General features: G+C 60.6%; 16 protein-coding genes and 1 pseudogene. 9 read left to right on the forward strand and 8 right to left on the reverse strand.

Going from position 1 to position 18,066, the window contains the following annotated elements:
- Window positions 1-8 precede the first annotated feature (8 nt).
- From galU to ACNKH3_RS05140, 4 genes are all read right to left on the reverse strand, one after another.
- Window positions 9-896 carry a UTP--glucose-1-phosphate uridylyltransferase GalU gene (gene galU / locus ACNKH3_RS05125; protein WP_417916485.1) on the reverse strand — a complete coding sequence of 296 codons (888 nt, stop codon included), beginning with the start codon at window positions 894-896 and terminating at the stop codon, window positions 9-11.
- A gap of 42 nt (window positions 897-938) precedes the next feature.
- Window positions 939-1,844, reverse strand: coding sequence for a phosphate/phosphite/phosphonate ABC transporter substrate-binding protein (locus ACNKH3_RS05130; protein ID WP_417916486.1), 906 nt, complete (start codon window positions 1,842-1,844; stop codon window positions 939-941).
- 108 nt (window positions 1,845-1,952) lie between these two features.
- Window positions 1,953-2,852, reverse strand: a complete 900-nt coding sequence (gene prmA, locus ACNKH3_RS05135) for a 50S ribosomal protein L11 methyltransferase (protein ID WP_420208471.1) — start codon at window positions 2,850-2,852, stop codon at window positions 1,953-1,955.
- A 51-nt stretch (window positions 2,853-2,903) separates the two neighbouring features.
- Window positions 2,904-4,688, reverse strand: a complete 1,785-nt coding sequence (locus tag ACNKH3_RS05140) for a L,D-transpeptidase family protein (protein ID WP_420208472.1) — start codon at window positions 4,686-4,688, stop codon at window positions 2,904-2,906.
- Between the two features lie 235 nt (window positions 4,689-4,923).
- Here ACNKH3_RS05140 and ACNKH3_RS05145 point away from each other — a divergent pair, with 235 nt between their 5' ends.
- Window positions 4,924-5,358, forward strand: a complete 435-nt coding sequence (locus ACNKH3_RS05145) for a single-stranded DNA-binding protein (protein ID WP_420208473.1) — start codon at window positions 4,924-4,926, stop codon at window positions 5,356-5,358.
- Between the two features lie 226 nt (window positions 5,359-5,584).
- Window positions 5,585-6,517: a DnaJ C-terminal domain-containing protein gene (locus ACNKH3_RS05150; protein ID WP_420208474.1), complete on the forward strand. Its 933-nt coding sequence runs from the start codon at window positions 5,585-5,587 to the stop codon at window positions 6,515-6,517.
- A gap of 52 nt (window positions 6,518-6,569) precedes the next feature.
- Here the strand turns inward: ACNKH3_RS05150 and ACNKH3_RS05155 are convergent, their stop codons facing one another.
- A complete protein-coding gene (locus ACNKH3_RS05155; RefSeq protein ID WP_420208475.1) occupies window positions 6,570-7,214 on the reverse strand; it encodes a class I SAM-dependent methyltransferase in 645 nt (214 codons plus the stop codon).
- 330 nt (window positions 7,215-7,544) lie between these two features.
- On the opposite strand from ACNKH3_RS05155, the gene mltG reads away from it, so the two are divergent.
- Window positions 7,545-8,555 (forward strand): endolytic transglycosylase MltG, encoded by a 1,011-nt coding sequence (gene mltG, locus ACNKH3_RS05160; protein WP_420208476.1) that lies wholly within the window; start codon window positions 7,545-7,547, stop codon window positions 8,553-8,555.
- Window positions 8,556-8,598: 43 nt separating this feature from the next.
- Here the strand turns inward: mltG and ACNKH3_RS05165 are convergent, their stop codons facing one another.
- Complete coding sequence (locus ACNKH3_RS05165; protein WP_420208477.1) at window positions 8,599-9,456, reverse strand: META domain-containing protein; 858 nt, start codon at window positions 9,454-9,456, stop codon at window positions 8,599-8,601.
- A 24-nt stretch (window positions 9,457-9,480) separates the two neighbouring features.
- Window positions 9,481-10,053, reverse strand: a complete 573-nt coding sequence (locus ACNKH3_RS05170) for a hypothetical protein (protein ID WP_420208478.1) — start codon at window positions 10,051-10,053, stop codon at window positions 9,481-9,483.
- 218 nt (window positions 10,054-10,271) lie between these two features.
- On the opposite strand from ACNKH3_RS05170, the gene ACNKH3_RS05175 reads away from it, so the two are divergent.
- The 5 genes from ACNKH3_RS05175 (at window position 10,272) to ACNKH3_RS05195 (ending at window position 16,644) form a co-directional block, all read left to right on the forward strand.
- A complete protein-coding gene (locus ACNKH3_RS05175; RefSeq protein WP_417917122.1) occupies window positions 10,272-11,066 on the forward strand; it encodes a DNA-binding protein in 795 nt (264 codons plus the stop codon).
- Complete coding sequence (locus tag ACNKH3_RS05180) at window positions 11,044-11,664, forward strand: 5' nucleotidase, NT5C type (protein WP_417917123.1); 621 nt, start codon at window positions 11,044-11,046, stop codon at window positions 11,662-11,664. The genes ACNKH3_RS05175 and ACNKH3_RS05180 overlap by 23 nt, the downstream gene beginning before the upstream one ends.
- 1 nt (window position 11,665) lies before the next feature.
- Complete coding sequence (locus ACNKH3_RS05185; RefSeq protein ID WP_417917124.1) at window positions 11,666-12,088, forward strand: NUDIX domain-containing protein; 423 nt, start codon at window positions 11,666-11,668, stop codon at window positions 12,086-12,088.
- Window positions 12,089-12,109: 21 nt separating this feature from the next.
- Window positions 12,110-14,188, forward strand: coding sequence for a hypothetical protein (locus ACNKH3_RS05190; RefSeq protein WP_420208479.1), 2,079 nt, complete (start codon window positions 12,110-12,112; stop codon window positions 14,186-14,188).
- A 158-nt stretch (window positions 14,189-14,346) separates the two neighbouring features.
- Window positions 14,347-16,644: an ATP-binding protein gene (locus ACNKH3_RS05195; protein ID WP_420208480.1), complete on the forward strand. Its 2,298-nt coding sequence runs from the start codon at window positions 14,347-14,349 to the stop codon at window positions 16,642-16,644.
- Here the strand turns inward: ACNKH3_RS05195 and ACNKH3_RS05200 are convergent.
- Window positions 16,641-16,772 (reverse strand): hypothetical protein, encoded by a 132-nt coding sequence (locus tag ACNKH3_RS05200; RefSeq protein WP_417917031.1) that lies wholly within the window; start codon window positions 16,770-16,772, stop codon window positions 16,641-16,643. The two genes, ACNKH3_RS05195 and ACNKH3_RS05200, sit on opposite strands and share 4 nt — an antisense overlap.
- 136 nt (window positions 16,773-16,908) lie before the next feature.
- Between ACNKH3_RS05200 and ACNKH3_RS05205 the strand changes: the two are divergent.
- Window positions 16,909-18,066: pseudogene (locus ACNKH3_RS05205) on the forward strand (phosphoribosylformylglycinamidine synthase); the annotation flags it as partial.

Genomic DNA, 18,066 nt, shown 5'->3' on the forward strand with positions numbered 1-18,066 from the left:
CGCCGCCCTCAGAGACGGCAGGCTTCGTGGCCGCAGAGGGTTCTGATATGCTCCCGGAACGGCCCGCCGAGCGAGGGATGCTCCAAGGCGATGTCAACAATGGCCTTGAGGTAGCCGAGCTTGTCGCCTGCGTCGTAACGGCGGCCTTGAAATTCGTAGGCGTACATGCCCCGCCGTTTCGACAGCGCCTGAAGCGCGTCAGTGAGCTGGATCTCGCCGCCGTGACCAGGGGTGGTCGTGCCGAGAATGTCGAAAATGTCCGGCATCAGGAGATAGCGGCCAATGATCGCCATGTCTGAATCCGACACGCCGGGCGCGGGCTTCTCCACCATGCGGCTGATTTTGCAGGTGCGCTCATGTTCCGTCGCCTCGCCTTCGACTATGCCGTAGCTGCCGGTCTGCGCCATCGGCACCCGCTGCACCGCGACGATGGATTCGCCGATCTGCTCGTAGAGGTCGAGCATCTGGCGGCAGCAGGGCGTTTCGCTGCGGACGAGATCGTCGCCGAGCAGCACCAGAAACGGCTCGTCGCCGACCACGTGGCGGGCCATCCAGATGGCATGGCCGAGGCCCAGCGGCTTTTTCTGCCGCACGGAAACTACGTCGATCAGGCCGGAGGTGCGCTCCAGCTCGGCCCGCAGCTGCTCCTTGTTCTTTTCCCTGAGCAGGGTGTCCAGCTCGAAGTTGTAGTCAAAATGGTTTTCAATCGCCGACTTGCCCTCTGAGGTGATGAGGATGACCTCCTGAATGCCGGAGGCCACCACCTCTTCGACGATATACTGAATCGTGGGCCGGTCGATGATGGTCAGCATCTCCTTGGGAATGGCCTTGGTGGCGGGCAGGAAGCGGGTGCCGAGACCGGCCACCGGAATGACGGCTTTGCGGATTTTTTTCATCTTTTTCTGCGTGGAATCGTGTTTTTCTGCGGCCAGCCCGGCTCACTCGCCGGCGGCCACGCCGATGGTCTTCAGGCACTCGCGCACCGGGGCATAGTTCACGGCCTCTTTCCAACCGGCGATCTTGCCGCTCTTCGCCGCATCGGAGTCCGGCTTCATCGCCAGCAGAGCGCCTTTGACCTGTTGTCGCAGCGTGTCATTCACGTGGGCCAGCGCGGCCAGCGGCCATTCAGGATACAGCTCGGTGGAGTAAACAAAGGGGAAATTTTTGTCCCCGCCCGGCTGGAGGATGCGGAAATCCTCCAGTTTGATCTTGCCGTCCGCCGCCATCCGCTCCAAAGTGTCAGTGCGGACAGTTCCTGCGTCAACAATGCCGTCGGCCACCGCCTTGACCACCTTTTCGTGCGTCCCCAGCTCTTCGTACAGGGCGCAGTCCTTTTCCGGGTCGATGCCGTTGGTCTTCAGGGTGTGGAGCGCCGCGTGGAGGCCGCCGAAAGAGGTGCGTTTGACAAAACCGAACTTTTTGCCTTTGATGTCCGCCAAAGTTTGAACCGGGCTGTCATTGCGCGTAAAAATCACCCCGCCGAACTGATGCACGCTTTTGCCGTTGATGCTGTTGATCATCGTGGCCACGGCCTCTGCGCCGTATTTGTCGTGCATGTCAACGTAGATGGCCGGATTGGCGAGCAGGAAGTCCACCTTTTTTTCGCGGACTGTCATGTCCACAGCATTGAAGGTCACAGGCAGCACGGCGCAGGACTTGCCCAGCGCCGTGCCAAGATAATCGCCGTGCGCGCTCCATTGGCTGATGGCCTTGAGATCGCCGCTTTTGGCCAGCACGCCGATGGCGCAGTTCTCCGCCGCCGCTGCCGGAAAAGCGCCAAGGGCGGCGCAAAGCCACAGCGTGGCTGAACTCATGAAAGACGACATTTTTTTGGACAGCATCATTTTTTTTCTGTGCGGTTGCGCATTGAGGTTTCGGGCCGAAAACAGCCCGCCGACATGCCGCCAACCTACCTTATCTGGAGAAAAAGTCAATGATTTTCAATTGCCCGCTCAGGCTTCCAGCAGCAGGGAAACCCATTCCTCTTCGTAAACCGCCTGCCGCAGGCGGAGGCCCAGCTGCCCGTAAATACGGAGAATGCTTTCCTCCTGACTGCCACAGAGCAGACCTGAAAGCACGAGCTGCCCCTTTGCCGCCAGCCGCTGGACAAGTGCCGGAGCCAGCTCAACCAGCACGTCGTGCAAAATGTTGGCGCAGATCAGATCGAACTGGCCGCTGATTTGCTCCAGCGGCTCCGCTGAAACCGTGACTCGTTCTGCAAGGCCGTTGCGGGCGATATTCTCCGCCGCCACTGCCACTGCAACCGGGTCGTTGTCAATGGCTGCCGCCGCCTTGGCCCCGAAGAGGGCGGCGGCCATGGCTAAAATGCCGGTGCCGGTGCCCACGTCCAGCATCTGTTGCGGCGGCGCGGCCTGACAGCACGCCTCAACCAAGCTGAGAGCCAGCTTGGTTGAGGCGTGCTGGCCGGTGCCAAAGGCCATGCCCGGATCCATCTCCAGCACCTGCTCGCCGGGCTGGGGAGCATAGCTCTCCCAGCTCGGCTTGATAATCAGACCGGGCACAATAGCGAAGGGCTTGAAATACTGCTGCCATGAGGTGGCCCAGTCCTCGTCGGCGAGCACAGAGCAGCTGATCTGCGGCGCAGGCAGGCCGTAGGCGGCCAGCAGCTCGCGCAGCTCCTGCTCAAGGCGGCGGAGCGCGTCCTCGCGTCCGGTCTCGTTTGTGAATGCAAAGAAGCCGCTGACTTGGCTCAGGCCATCCTTGACCGGACTCTGCTCCACCGCTGAGCCGCTGAGGACTCCAAGCAGATCCGTGACCGCCTCCAGCGCGGCCTCAGGACAGGGAAAGGTTGTTTTCAGCCATTGTGATGATGGTTGTGGTTGCGCCGTCATGATATTGCTCTTGGGTGCGGGGGAAAATGCTGAAAAAGCGGCCTGCCATCCTCATTGGTAGGAATAGGCACTCCGGGAGGCCGGGCTGTCGATCAGCAGGGCTTCGGCCAGCTGGCTGTCGTAGCCGTAGATGTCGTCATAAAAATGGGCGCTGCCGTCCTCAGCCTCCAGCGCGGTCAGATATAGAATATGCACCGGCAGCGGCGTGTTGAGGACTAAAACCTGCTGTTTTTTTGAGGCCACCGCTTTCCGCAGCCCTTCCTTGGTCATGCGCTGGCCGTCCTCCTGGAGGATGTGCCAGGCCAGCTCCAGCGGACGGCTGAGGCGGATGCAGCCGTGGCTGAAGGTGCGCCGCGTCCGATGAAAAAGCTCCTGGCCCGGCGTGTCGTGCATGTAGATGTTCTTGCTGTTGGGAAACATGAATTTAATCCGCCCTAGGGCATTGCCCGGCCCAGGATCCTGCCGCAGCCGGTAGCGGGTGATGGCTGAGCCGACAGTCCGCCAGTTGATTGAGGACGGCGCAATCTCCGGCGCGCCTTCATGCCAGCCCGCAAAGATGCGGATGCGCTGTCGGCTCAGATAGCCGGGGTCTTTCCGCATCTTCGGCACAATTTCTTTGCGGACGATGGAAGGCGGCACGGTCCAATAGGGATTGACCTCGATATAGGTCATAGCATGACTGAAGACCGGAGTTTTGTTGTAAATCTCTCCGACGATCACCGGCATGAGCAGCTCGGTCTCCTCGTTGTTCATGCTGGTCAGGGTGAAGCCCGCGATGTTGACCAGAATGCGGCGGCCTCCGAGCTGATGCGGCAGCCATCGCCAGCGTTCAAGGTTGAGCCGGATTTTGCTGATATGGTCCCGCACCGGGATGTTCAGCGCATTCAGGGTGATTTTGCCGACGATCCCGTCCTGCTTGAGATTGTAGCGGAGCTGAAAGCGTTTCACCGCCTGAACCAGCTCGCCCTCGTAGACAGGCGGCGGCTGGCCGGGCGCGGCGGTCAGCGAAACGGGCAGGGCGGCCAGGTCGCCAGTGATCAGCAGCCGCCGGGCCAGCAGCTCCAGCCGGTGGTCGGCCACGCCCGGCTCCAGTTTTCCGCCGGGCGGAATCTGAGGCCAGCCGCCAGCCGCCTCCAGCCGCCGGTACTGCGCCAGCAGCTTTTTCAGAGTTTGGTAGGCGCGGTGCTGCGGCGCCTGCCGGGCAAGAAAATCCGCCAGATCGCTGCGGCGCAGCCCTTCGCGGACAACCTCCGCCACGTCGGTCTCGCTGTCGCTGTCGCGGACAGCGGCCAGAAGGCGGGTGTCAAGACGGGTGCTGGCCGCCCAGCCCTTGCGCATGTCGGTGATGTAGGCGTTCAGCGCCAAGGTGAGCATGACATCCAGCCGGGCCAGGCTTTCCGCGTCCCGCGCCGGGAGTAAGGCCGCGATGGCCGCTGGCCGGTAGCGGGCCGGATCCAGCCCGTCCTCCTCGGTCCTGTCCAGCACAGCCAGCAGCTCCCCGGCCCTGGCCTGAACCCCGTGTTCCGCCACCCAGAAGGGCTTCATGCCGTTGTCCATGTAGAGACTGAGCAGCAGCTGGTCCGCCTGCTCCGGTTGGCCGTGCAGGCCGGTGAAGCCGAAGCGGGCCGCAGGGCCGTCCTCGATCAGCCAGGCGAGATTTTCCTGAAGCGGCGAGAGAGCGGACGGCGGCGGGCTGTCGTTTTGCGCCAGCTCCAGCGGCAGCGCGAAGTTGCCCGGCAGCTGGGCTTGGCCGGGCAGGGCAAAAGGAAAAACTGCCGCACAATGCGCCGCAAGGCCGAGAAGGAGATGCTTGGCTTGAAGAAAAAAAAGAAGCATTGACGGGCTGGACGGCGGTCAGAAAAAAAAAGCGGCGCGGCGCGCTGCATCACGGCAAGAAATTTAAACGCAAGCGAGTACAATTAATTATACTGTAAACAACGACGAAGCGCAAGCCTTCTTGCGTCTCCGCCTGCTTCCTGCCCGAAAATTGCCTGCTGCTTTTTTCAGCGTTCGGGATTATGATGAGGCCGAAAGAACAGCCTGATTTAAAAACAGCACAGCGGAGGAAGAAATGATCAATAAAGTGATTTTAATCGGCAATCTCGGAGGAGACCCTGAGCTGAAATACGTTCAGGACGGCACAGCGGTGGCAACCTTCAATGTCGCCACGTCTGAACGGTGGAAGGGCCAGGACGGCCAGATGAAGGAGCAGACCGAGTGGCACAGGGTTGTCGCTTGGCGGCGGTTGGCGGAAACCTGCAATGAATACTTGCATAAAGGCTCCAAGGTCTATATTGAGGGCAAGCTCCAGACTCGGAAATGGCAGGACAAGGACGGTCATGACCGCTGGACCACTGAAGTGGTTGCCAGAGACGTGCAGTTTCTGACACCCAAAGGCGGCGAAGGCGGAAGCTACGGCGGCGATCCCGGCCCGGCTGCCGGAGGGCCTCCTGGCGGTTATGAATCCTATTCCGGGGGCACCACCGGCAGCGACGTGCCGTTTTAATGGTGAGCATCAAGCGAAGCCAAGGCGGTTGAGCGGAGCCGAAACCGCCGCCGCCTTCGGCTTCGCTCAGGCAGCGGCAGTGGCTTGATTTCAGGGCGGCGGACGGCAGCGTCCCGCCGCCCTTGCTCTTTTCATGCCGGGCATGGACAAATGCCGAACTGTTCTTATAGTATTTTCTGCCGGAAGGGCGCGAAACTGACTGAACAGAACATATCCAAGAATTGCCATGGAATACTATAAGATATTAGGCGTTGACAAAACAGCGTCGGCTGATGTGATCAAAAAAGCCTACCGCAAGCTGGCGGTGAAATATCACCCGGACAAAAATCCGGGCGATAAGGAGGCCGAGGCTAAATTCAAGGAAATCAGCGAAGCCTACGCCGTGCTCTCGGATGAGAAAAAGCGAAAGGAATATGACATGTACGGTGCGGCTGGCTTCCAGCAGCGCTACTCGCAGGAGGATATTTTCCGCAATTTCGACCTCAACGACATCCTCGGCCAGTTCGGCTTCGGCGGAGGAGGAGGCGGACGGACAAGTTTCCGTTTTGGCGGGGAAGGAGGCGGCAGCCCCTTTGATTTCTTCAGCCAGGCCGGAGGAGGCTGCGGCGGGGGCGGCTGCCGGACGCAGCAGGCGGCCAAGGGCGAGGATCAGACCTATGAGCTGTCTGTCACCTTGGAAGAGGTGCTGCACGGCGCGGAAAAGACTGTCAGCCTGCGGCGCGGCGGCGCGGCGGAAAACGTCTCGGTCAAGGTGCCCAAGGGCATTGAGAGCGGCAAACGGCTGCGCCTGAGCGGCAAAGGCGCGTCCTCGTCGAACGGCGGCCCGCCCGGCGATCTCTATCTGAAAGTGACGGTGCTGCCGCACGAGCAGTTCATCCGCGACGGTGACAACCTGATCATGGAGAAAAAAATCGCCTTCAGTGAAGCCTGCCTCGGCGCGACGGTGGAGATCACCACCTTGGACGGCAAGGTCTTCAAAATCAAGGCGCCTGCCGGGGTGCAGCCTGAGGCCAAACTGCGGATCAAGGGGCAGGGCCTGCCGTCCGGGCCGATCGGCGAGCGCGGCGACCTGTACGTAAAAATGCTGGCGCAGGTGCCGAAGCAGCTCACCGGCGAGCAGGAGCGGCTGATCAAGGAGCTGGCGCAGGCCGGGCTGTGACCACGTCCGGCAGCGGCAGGAAGGCGGGCCTCCTGCCGCAGGTGCAGGTCATTCAGGCCGCGTGAAGCGGCTTTTTTTCCTTTTTGATCCTGATGATTCTCGACAGGCCGTAGTTGACTGTTTTGACCTCAACGTCAGCATAGCCCATTCTGTTGATGTGCTGAATGTATTTCTCAATCGGGAAATACACCCGGAAGCCGAGCTTGCGCTCAACCCGCTGCAGAAAATCATAGTCAGCGAATTTCCGCAATGCCTTGCGCTTGCTGAAGTGGTTGACAATGATCAATTCGCCGCCGTCTTTGCAGACGCTGAAGGCTTTCTCCAGCAGAGCCTCCGGGTTCGGCGTGACAGACAAGACGTACATGATGATCACTTTGTCAAAGTGGTTCTGCTGAAAGGACATTTCTTCAGCATTCTCAATCTTCAGCTGGACATTGGTCAGCGCATAGCGGTTCACCCGCTCTTTGGCCTTTTCCAGCATTTCTTTGGACAAATCAATGCCGACGATGTCCACTGTCCGTGGATACTTGGTCAGACTGATGCCGGTGCCGACTCCGACTTCCAAAATTTTCTCGCTGCCGTTGAGCGAAATCATCTTCAAAGCCTCGTTGCGTCCGTTCTCAAAAACCAAGCCGAATATCTTGTCGTACACAGCCGAGTATTGATTGTACACCTTTTCGATGCTGTACTTGTTCATGATGATATGGTGTTGTTGTTTCGCGCTGCCTCTGACCGCCCCGCCGGGGGCGGCGGCGGCATTTCTGTCTGCCGGTCAATATAATGAACCGGGCTGACAATAGCAATCTTCAGATTTTTTCCGCCCGCTCTCCAGCCGCGCCTCTGTGCCGCCGTCCATCCTCCGGCAGCAGAAATTTCTTGTTGCCCCGGTCATTCTGATGGTATTTTTTCAAACGCTGCGCCAAGGCAGCATGACTTTTTTCACGGAGGCGGCCATGGACGCGACACTCTTTCTGCGCACCGGGCGGACGGCAAGGCGCATGTCAATTTTCATAAGCGGTGGTGATTGATGCGCACCTTCTGCCGCATTTTTTTGGCCCTGCTTCTGCTCATCAGCCTTGCCGCCGCAGGCTGGCTCGCGCACTATGTTCTCACGCCCAGCCCCGGCAGCGGCGAGGTGATTGTTGACATCCCGAAAGGCGCGGGCAGTCGGCAGATCAAAACGCTGCTCGGCGAAAAGGGGCTGATCAAAGATGACATCCGTTTTCTCGTCCTGCTGCGCCTGCTGCGGGAGATTGAGAAACAAGACCCGCCCACGCTGCGGGCCGGAGAATTCAGCCTGCCGCTCGGCCTGAACCCGCTGGAGCTGATCCGCTTCCTCCACAACGCCAAGCCGGTGCAACACCGGGTGACAGTGCCGGAAGGGCTGACAATGGCTCAGATTGCGGAAATTTTCGCCAAAGAAGGCTGGGCGGATGCCGCTGTCTTCCTCCAGCTCTGCCAAGACCGCGACTTCATCCGCAGCCTCGGTGTGGAGGCGGACTCGCTTGAAGGCTACCTTTTTCCGGAGACCTACAGCTTGGTGCGCGGCGAGATTGACGAGCGCGGCATCATCAGTGCGATGACGCGGCGTTTTCTGGCGGTCTGGCAGGAGCTGGACGCAGGGGACGACCGGGGCCTGAGCCGCCACCAGCTCGTCACATTGGCCTCGATTGTCGAAAAGGAGACCGGCAGTGCCGGGGAGCGCGACCGCATCGCCGGAGTCTTTTTCAACCGGCTGCGGACAGGGATGCGCCTGCAATCCGACCCGACCACCATTTACGGCATCAAGGATTTCAACGGCAATCTGACCAAAGCTGATCTGCGGGCGGCGACCCCCTACAACACTTATGTGATCAGCGGCCTGCCGCCGGGGCCGATCTGCAATCCCGGCAAAGCGGCTTTGAAAGCGGCCTTGCGCCCGGCTGAGGCCCCGTATTTTTATTTTGTCTCCAGAAACGACGGCAGCCATCAGTTCTCCCGCACGCTGGAGGAGCACAACCGGGCGGTGCGGGAATATCAAAAAAAGCGGAAGGATTGAATGCCGAAAATCTGACGCGCTCTTTCAGAAGCCGCCTGCTGCTTCAAAGTTTGCTGAAAATCACTGCCGGATTGCCGTCAATGTCGAACAGAGTCAGTGTGCGGCCTTCAACCCGGAAGGAAAGCGCAGTGTAGAATGCGGCCATGAACTGGCCTTCCTGTTCCATGACCAGTTCAGAAGGACATTGTCTGGTCTCCATTGTGATCATTTCAAAGCTGAAGCTGCGGCTGGCCGACGGCGCGTCGCAGCGGGCCTGATAGCTGTTGCAGCCGCCGGAGCCGCTCATCAGGCCGTCCGCGCTGAAGGCGGCGGTCAGCATTCTGCCTTGGCGTACCACATCTTTCATGCCGCCGAGACCGTCGCTGCAGCTGACCGCCTGCCACATCGTTCCCCGCAGCTCTTGGCTCTGCGCCTTGAACACCGCCGCCGCGCGGCCTGCGCGGTCTTGCAGCGTCAGCCTGCCGCCGGTCAGAGTGAACGAGGCGGCGGCCTTCAAGGCTTCCGCAAACCGCCGCTCCTGCTCCATCAGTTCCGGCGGCTGACAAAACCGCTTCGTCAGCATGACCTGCTTCAGGTGGATCTGCCCCGCTTGCTCCTCGACATAAGGGCCGAAATAGCTGTTGCAGCCCGCTGTTCCTTTTGCTTGGCCGTTTTCAAAATACAGCGTGACAGGTTTGTCAGTCTGCGCCGCTTGGCCGCGCAGGCTTTCCAGCAGCCAAACTGTGCCGTCCAGCGCCGGGCTGAGGGCTGGAGCAGCTGGCGGCTGCGGCGTTGCGGCAGGCCGGGGCTGCTGCTGCTCCTTTTCTTTCTGAGAACAGCCGCCGGTCAGCAGGACAGCGGCCAGAAACAATGCCGCCGCCGGATTGCGCAAGGAAATAAACTTGTTGTTTTGCATCACCATGTTATCGGAAAATGTCGAAAAACATCAGGGGCGGGGCGGCTCCTGCCGGGAGAGCAGCGGCCCGCCGCCGGAGAACTCACGCTCCATCTGCTGCTGTATTTTCTGCGACCGTTCCGAGAAAAGCAATTTCTGCATGGCCTGAATCCGCTCCAGCAGATTGTCCGGCTGATTGTGCCAGAGCGGCGCGCCGGTGGCCATGTCCCGGAGGCGCAGCTCAAGGAAATTGCGCGAGCAGTTGGTGACTGTCGCGGCAAGGATGTTGTTCTCGGTCAGGCCGGTGGCAAAGCGCGCGCCGGAAACGACAAGCTGATCACCCGGCTTGAAGGCGAACTGGTCGGGATGGTTGTCGGCGTACCACTGCGGGCAGACATGAACCAGATACTGGTTGGCGAACATGTCCTTGGCGAAGAGATGCAGGCCGATGCCGCCGCTGCTGGGATTCTGCAAGGTGTTGACGCTGTCCACCCAGACCATGACCCGCAGCAGGGAAAATGGATCGTATCTGCCCATCATCATGTCCATCTGCGCCGCTGCGGGCGGCGGGCCGAAAAAGACAGCGGCAAGAAGGGCGGCGGAGAACAGGAAAACGCGCGGCATGGGAAAAATCCGGTCAAGGGTTGCGGGGACACGATGTGGTGTTATACAAAATTCACTGGAAAAAACAAGCCGGAAGAAAGGGCGGCGGGCGATTCCTTCCGGGTTCTGTTGACAGAGGCGGGACAATTTTCTATAACTACAAAGCGCGTGAAAACAAGGGCCGCAAGGCCGCCGCGCCTTCCCATCCCCACTCACAACTCTTGCAAGGAGACATGCCAATGAACACCAGATTCCTTCCTGCCGCCGCGCTGCTGGCCCTGCTGCTCGCCGTCGGCCCTGCCGCCGCTGCGGATGAGACCAAACAGGCCGCTGAAACTGCCGCTCCAGTCCAAAAAGCGGTCAAAGGCAAGGTGCTGGAAGTGCTGTCCGGGGCTGGCTACACCTATCTGCTGATTGAGGACGGCCAAGAAAAAATATGGACGGCCATCCCGGAAAGCAATGTTGCGGTCGGCCAGACAGTCGTCGCGCAGCCGGGCATGGTGATGAAGGGCTTCGAGTCCAAAGCGCTGGGCAAGCAATTCGACAGCATCGTCTTTTCGTCCGGCTTGGTTGACGAAGCTGCCGCTTCCGCTATTGAAGGCGGCACGCCGAGGCTGGCCGCCCAGCCCGACGCGCCGGTGGATGACGCGACCTTGGCAGCCATGTCCGGCGGCTCGACTAAGGCGGTGGTTCCGGCCAAAGACGAGCTGAAAGTGGAGAAGGCTGAGGGCGAGACTGGCCGCACTGTGGAGCAGTGCTTCAGCGAGAGGGAGCAGCTCAACGGCAAGACCGTGCGGGTGCGCGGCAAGGTGGTCAAGTTCACCCCGCAGATTATGGGCAAGAACTGGATTCATCTTCAAGACGGCAGCGGCGATCCGACAAAGAACACGCATGATCTGGTTGTCACCACCTCGGAGAAGGCGGACAAGGATACGGTGGTCGTGATTGAAGGTGTTCTCAGCAAGGACAAAGACTTCGGCGCGGGCTACCGCTACGAGGCAATCATCGAGGATGCCAAGATCATCAGCAAATAGCCGTCCGTCCAGCCCGCCGATGATCAATCCGGCCCGGCTTGGCTTTGATTTTGACGGGGTCATCGCTGACACCGCAGAGGCTTTTCTCCGTATCGCTTGCAAGGACTACGGCCTCTGCGGCTTCCGGCTGGAGCATATCACCCGCTTTGAAGTTGAGCATTGTCTTGACATCCCTGCCGAGCTGGTGGCGGAAATCTTCACTCAAATCCTCCGCGATTCCATCGGCGTGGGCCTGAAGCCCATGCCCGGCGCGCTGGAGGTGCTCACCGAGCTGGCCGAGCAAGGCGGCGTGACGGTGATCACCGCCCGCCCGCTGCTGAAGCCGGTGCTCGACTGGTTCGCAGAGCACCTGCCGCCTGCCGTCACTGGCTCTGTCCGGGTGCTGGCGATGGGCGACCACGACGACAAGCCTCGTCATATACTGGCCCACGGGCTGGACAGCTTTGTTGACGACCGGGCTGAAACCTGCCAGCAGCTGCACGCGGCAGGCATTCAACCCTTGGTTTTCCGCCAGCCGTGGAATAGGGATTGCCGTCATCTGCCCGCAGTTAGCTCATGGCAGGAAATCCGTTCTCTCTGCCTTCAGAAAGGAGTTTGACATGCGATGCAGCAGCTGCGGTCACGAGATGCCCGCTCACCGCAATCCTGTGCCGACCGTTGATATTATCATCGAGCTGGAACAGGGCATAGTCCTGATTGAGCGCCGGAACCTGCCGCATGGCTGGGCCTTGCCTGGCGGCTTCGTTGATTACGGCGAGAGCTTCGAGCAGGCAGCTGTGCGCGAGGCCAAGGAGGAAACCGGTCTCGATGTGACGCTGATCCGCCAATTTCACACCTACTCCCGCCCTGATCGCGACACTCGGCTGCATACTGCTTCCACCGTCTTCATTGCCAAGGCCGAGGGCGAGCCACGCGGTTTGGATGACGCGGCGCAGGCAGGCATCTTCCGCCAGGACACTCTGCCGCCGCTGGCCTTTGACCACGCCCAGATTCTGGCCGACTACTTCAGCGGGACGTATTGAGCCTGCGCCATACTATCTGTTTTGACTCTCCGACAGCCTCTTCTCTTTTTCACAGCTTTCCTCCTTTATTTCGTCTTCGGTGCTGGCTGGCAGGAACCAGCCAAGCTGACCCTGCGCGGCCACGCTGCTGACGGCGCAATCATTACCGTGCGCTGGGACAGCGGTGCAGGGTACAATCCCTATGAGCAGCGGGTTTTTCACCTGAACGCCACCAGCGGGCAAGAGGACGGCCTACTCCGGGTGGTCATCGGTGCGACAGGCCGTCGCTATCCTGCCTCGCAGAGCAAGGACGTGGTCTGCGAGGCAGTGATCGTGGACGGCAAAGCCCTCGATCTCAACGCCCTAGCTGGAGCCAAGCCGCTGCTCTCCAACGGGGTGTTGCGCTTCAACAAGTCGCAGCAGCTTACCTTCCGCATCAACGCGCTGTCGCAGCTCGGCTTCCGCTTTCGCACTGACACCAGCTCCGGCATAGCTTTCGTCGAGATCAACGGCAAGAGGACAGAGCACAACCTGTACATGGCCAACGAGGCGGCCAAGTCCAAGCAGCTTGACCACTGGCTGTTGCGGCCTAACGGTGCCTTTGCTGTGGAGGTCGACCTGCCCCGTTATCCGGTGCGCGAGCTGGAGCTGCTCAACAGCCGGGCCAGCCGGTCAGTATGGCTGCTGGCTGCGGAGCTGCGCGGCAGGAACCGCGCCGCTGACCTGCTACAAGGCCAGCCACAGGCCTTAGGCCAAGTCCGCTTGCACAATGTGTTGGACAAGATGCGGGTTTACTTCCGTCCACTTCAGTTTGCCCAGCAGCTCTGCTTCGCCTTGCTGTCCGCCTGGCTGCTCACTGCCCTGCTCCGCTTCGCCAGGACGCTGCATGGCGGCCTCTTAGCCGAGCAGCGCTATTGGTTCTGGCTGATGCTCGCCACGGGCCTGACGGTATTCGGCACCTGGCTTGCCGCGTTCTGGCCCGGCGTAATCTCCGTGGATTCGATGAAGATATGGCGGGCGGCTCTGCTGCCGGATGTCTATCTCAACGACCATCCCTTCCTCAATGTCATCCTCTACAAATACCTGCGCCACATCTGGAGCAACCCGGCTGTGGTGCCGCTGGCACAGGTGCTTCTGAGCAGCTTGCTGCCCGCGTGGTTCGGCTTCTGGATCTTCCGTCAGGGCGCGCCGCTTCCCCTCGTGCTGCTCTGGCTGCTCCTCGTGTTCAGCTCGGTCTCGCTCGGCGTATATAACACAGTGCTGTGGAAGGACATTCCCTTTGCCTTGCTGGTTGTCTTCTGGGCCTGCATACTGGTGCGGATGCGGGCAGAACGACCGCTGCAATGGACCAAGCAGCGGGCCTGCGCCCTGCTCCTACTGGGCTTGGCTCTGGGCTTGATCCGCCACAATGGCTTGGTCTATCTCGCCGTCTTGCCCGTGCTGCTTCTGCTGCTGCGATTAGTGCCGCTACGGAAAGCCCTGCTTGTTTTCACCGCGCTGCTGCTGATCGCGGGCAGCGGCCTTGCCGGGCTACACCTTGCAGGCAAGACCGGCGGCTTCAGCTTTCTCAGTCAAGAGCTGCGCAAGTACAGTCGCCGCCTCTCGATCCAAGGCATTGCCGACGACGCGCAGCAGCTTCGCCGTCAGTACATGACCGTGCTGAACATCAATCAGACCGGCCAGCAGTGGGACAAGTTCCACCACTATTTCCAAGACCGGGAAGCCTGGTGGTTCCTCCGCCTCTCTTGCTGGTGGGATGTCCACCCCTACCAGCAAGCCAGCCCTCCTTTCCCGAACTTGCATAAGGCTGGCCTACGAGTGTATGAAAAGAGCTATCAGCCACCGTGGGTCTGGCTCTCCTGGAACCCTGTCTGGCTGCTGGCCCTGCTGCCGCTGTTGCCGCTCCTCTTCTACTGGCTGCCGAACAGCGCCGTCCTGAGCGCAGTCCTGCTTGCCGGGGCACTGCCCTTGGTCTATCTCCGCATCTTCAACTGGCGCTACTACTACTTCCTTTATCTCGGCCTGCTCTATCTGCCTGCCTTTATCCTTTCTGACATGGCTGTTCTGCTGCGCAGGAGTCCACGCATGGAGCGCCTCGCGGCCTCGCTGCCGCCGGGCTGACCCTCCATAAGGCACAGCGTCGGCAGGCTGTGGCTGATGAAACGCATGAGGATGCTGGAGTGCGCAGTTTTTGCTTGATTTTTACCGGAAGGCTGGTAAGGTGAGCATCCGCTCCGGATGAATCAGATTTCTTGCATAAGCCGCGAATTGAGAACGCCATGCGAAAAAAAACAGCGGAACGCCGTTTCAAAAGAATGCTGCTGGCATTGGCGTGCTGCTGGACGCTTCTGCTTGCGGCCCTGTTTCTGTGGAACACGCGGCATCTGAAAGAAGCGGCGCTGACGCTGGCGGAAAGCAATGCCAGAATGTTCTGGCAGAAAGACATGCTCTACCGCATGTGGAATCTCTCGCATGGCGGGGTCTATGCGCCGGTGACAGAAGACACGCCGCCCAATCCGCACCTTGATGTGCGGCAGCGGGATGTCATGATTTCCGGGCGGCCTTACACTTTGCTGAATCCAGGCTACATGTTCAGGCAGGTCGCCGAGCTGGGCAAGGAGCTGACCGCCATTCAGGGGCGGATCACCGGTTTTGATCCGAAAGGGCCGGACAACGCGCCGAACGGCTGGGAAATCAAGGCGCTGCTCTCCTTTGAGCGCGGCGCGCAGGAATACGTGGAACATGCGCAGGATGACGGAAACCCTGTGCTGCGGTTCATGCGGCCGATTGAGACAGAGCCGAGATGCTTTTCCTGTCATCATGAGATCAACATGCCGGGCAAAGTGAAAGGCGGGATCAGCATCGTCATGCCGACGGAGAAATATTTTCTTCAGCACCGGAAGAACGCGGAGAAGCTGCTGGCCGCCTTCCTGGCGATCTGGCTCGCCGGCAACGCCATGATCTGCCTGATGGCCAGAGTCATTCAGGAAACGCTGCGGAAGCTGCTGCAAAGCGAAGAGCAGCAGCTGGCCATTCTGGAGACGATGGACAGGGTCGGAGTCGGCCTGCATGTCGTTGACAAAGCCTTCCGTGTGCATTACGCCAACAGAACGACTGAGAAATGGTTCGGATATAAAGCCGGCTCCTTGTGCTTCAAGGCAGCTCACGGCAAAGACGCGCCGTGCGCCCTGTGCGGGCTTGAGCAGGTCATTGACCAGAAAGAGACGGTGCATCATGAGCTGCGCTGGCATGACAAAGTCTTTGAAGTGGTCGCCGCCCCCATTGTCACGCAGGACGGCGTTCCGGCAAAGCTGGAGGTCCGGCTTGAGGTGACGGACCAGAAGCGGATCAAGGAGGAGGAGCGCAAGGCGCAGGAGCTGCGCAAGGCCAAAGAGGCGGCTGAGGCGGCGACTGCCGCCAAATCCATTTTCTTGGCCAACATGAGCCACGAGATACGGACACCGATGAATGCGATCGTCGGCATGTCCAAGCTGGCGCTTGAAACGCAGCTCGACCCGGAGCAGCGCAATCTGATCTCCAAAGTGCAGGCCGCTTCAGAATCGCTGCTCGGCATCATCAACGACATTCTCGATTTCTCCAAGATTGAATCCGGCAAGATCACTCTGGAGGAGACAGACTTCCGGCTCCAGGACGTGCTGGAGCGCATGACCGCCCTGCTTCAGATCAAGGCCGAGGAAAAGGGCCTGCTGCTGCATGTCGAGAGCGCGCCTGACGTGCCGGAAGCGCTGCGCGGCGATCCGCTGCGGCTGGGGCAGGTGCTGCTCAACCTTGGCGGCAACGCGGTCAAATTCACCTGTCAGGGCCGGGTGGACATCCGGGCGGAGCTGGCCGGGCAGCAGGCTGACGGGCTGCGCCTTCTGCGTTTTTCAGTCACCGACACCGGCATCGGCATCAGCCCGGAGCAGATGGGGCGCATCTTTCACGCCTTTGTGCAGGCGGACAGCAGCACGACGCGGCAGTACGGCGGCAGCGGTCTGGGCCTGGTGATCAGCCAGCAGATCGTCAGTTTGATGGGCGGCGAGATCACGGCGGACAGCGAGCCGGGGCGCGGTTCCTGTTTTCAGTTCACAGTGCCCTTCGCGCCGGGAAGCGCGGAGCGGCTGGCCTTGCATGAGTCGGAACAAGTAGCCGAAGCGGCGGAAAAGCTGCTTGCAAGGCTGGAAGGAAAACGGCTGCTGCTGGTGGAAGACAACGCCTTCAACCGCGAGCTGGCGGCCATAGTGCTCAAACGGAAAAAGCTGACGGTCTTCCATGCGGAAAACGGGCAGGAGGCCTTGGACTTCCTCCGCTCTGAAACAGTTGACGCGGTGCTGATGGACATTCAGATGCCGGTCATGGACGGTTATGCCGCCTGCCGGGAGATTCGTAACATGCCGCAGCTTCAGCAGCTTCCGGTCATCGCCATGACCGCGAACGTCATGGAAGGCGACATGGAGAAAAGCCGGGCCGCAGGCATGAATGACCATCTCGGCAAACCGCTGGACGAAAAGAAGCTTTTCGCCTGCCTGGCCAAATGGCTCAATGCAGCCGCCGCACCTGCTGCGCAATTTTTTTAATCCGGCTGCACGGCGCCAACCATGCCCGGCGGCACCTTAATTCCCTGATCCAGACGCGCTGCCAACACCGCATCCTTGCGGCAATGTCTGATGAACACTTCGCGTTCGTCAGTCTGATTCTTTTCCACGTCGTTTCAGTCTCAGGCAACTGCACTCTGCCCAACTTCATCTTGGCCGGAATCGGTTGACAACATTTTTCCGGGCAGGTATCGTTTCCATTTCTCAACCACTTGCCTTTTCAATATCACAGAAGAATTGCTGATCATGCCCATCACCCGCCTGCACCGCCGCCTTGACGCGACCCGCGCTTACTGCTTCAACATTGAATCCACACGCCCGCTGACTGCCGAGGAGCTGCGCCGCCTGCGCCTGCTCCTTGCGGATGGCTTCATTGCCGAGACGGTCTCGCTTGAGCCGGTGCTGACTGGCGGGCGTGTGGTCGAGGTCGGCCCGCGCCTGAACTTCGCCACTGCCTGGTCATCCAACCTCGTCTCCATCTGCCGGGCCACCGGCTTGGATTGCGTCACCCGCGCCGAGCGTTCCCGCGTGTATGTCGTGCCGGAAGGCGAGGACATGGCCGCCTTCATCGCTGCACACCACGACCGGATGACCGAGTGCCACTACTCGTACCCGCTGACCAGCTTTGAGACCGGCATCAAGCCAGAGCCGGTGTACGAGGTTGACCTGCTCGGCAAGGGGCCGGACGCGCTGCTCAACCTGCCCGGCATCTCGATGGACGAGCGCGACCGCCAGTTCTACTACGACTACTTTGTCGGCAAGCACCAGCGCAACCCGACCATCGTCGAGATTATGGATCTCAACAACGCCAACTCCGAGCACTCGCGGCACGGCTACTTCCGGGGGCGGCAGGTGGTGGACGGCGTGGAGCAGGACGGCACGCTCTTCGATGTGGTCAAGGCGACGCTGAAGGCGAACCCGAAAGGCTCGCTGGTGGCCTTTGGCGACAACTCCAGCGTAGTTGCCGGGCATGATATTACGACCTTGCAGCCGGAGCAGCCGGGCCAACCCTCGCCGCTGCGGGCGGTGGATGTGCGCTTTCATCCCCTGCTGACCGCTGAGACGCACAACTTCCCCACCGGTGTTGCTCCCTTTCCCGGCGCAGAGACCGGCACCGGCGGGCGCATCCGCGACGTGCAAGGCACGGGCAAGGGCGGCTTTGTCATGGCAGGCACGGCGGGCTACTGCGTGGGCAGCCTGCACATTCCCGGCTACGAGCTGCCCTGGGAGCAGCACCATCCTTGCCCGTCCAACCTTGCCTCGGCCCTGACCATCGAGATCGAGGCCAGCAACGGCGCGTCCGACTACGGCAACAAGTTCGGCGAGCCGCTGATTCAGGGCTTCACCCGCTCCTTTGACCTGCGCGTGGAGGGCGGCGAACGCTGGGGCTGGCTCAAGCCGATC

Origin of the sequence: Candidatus Electronema sp. JC, from assembly GCF_048287365.2 — a bacterium.
Lineage (GTDB): Bacteria > Desulfobacterota > Desulfobulbia > Desulfobulbales > Desulfobulbaceae > Electronema.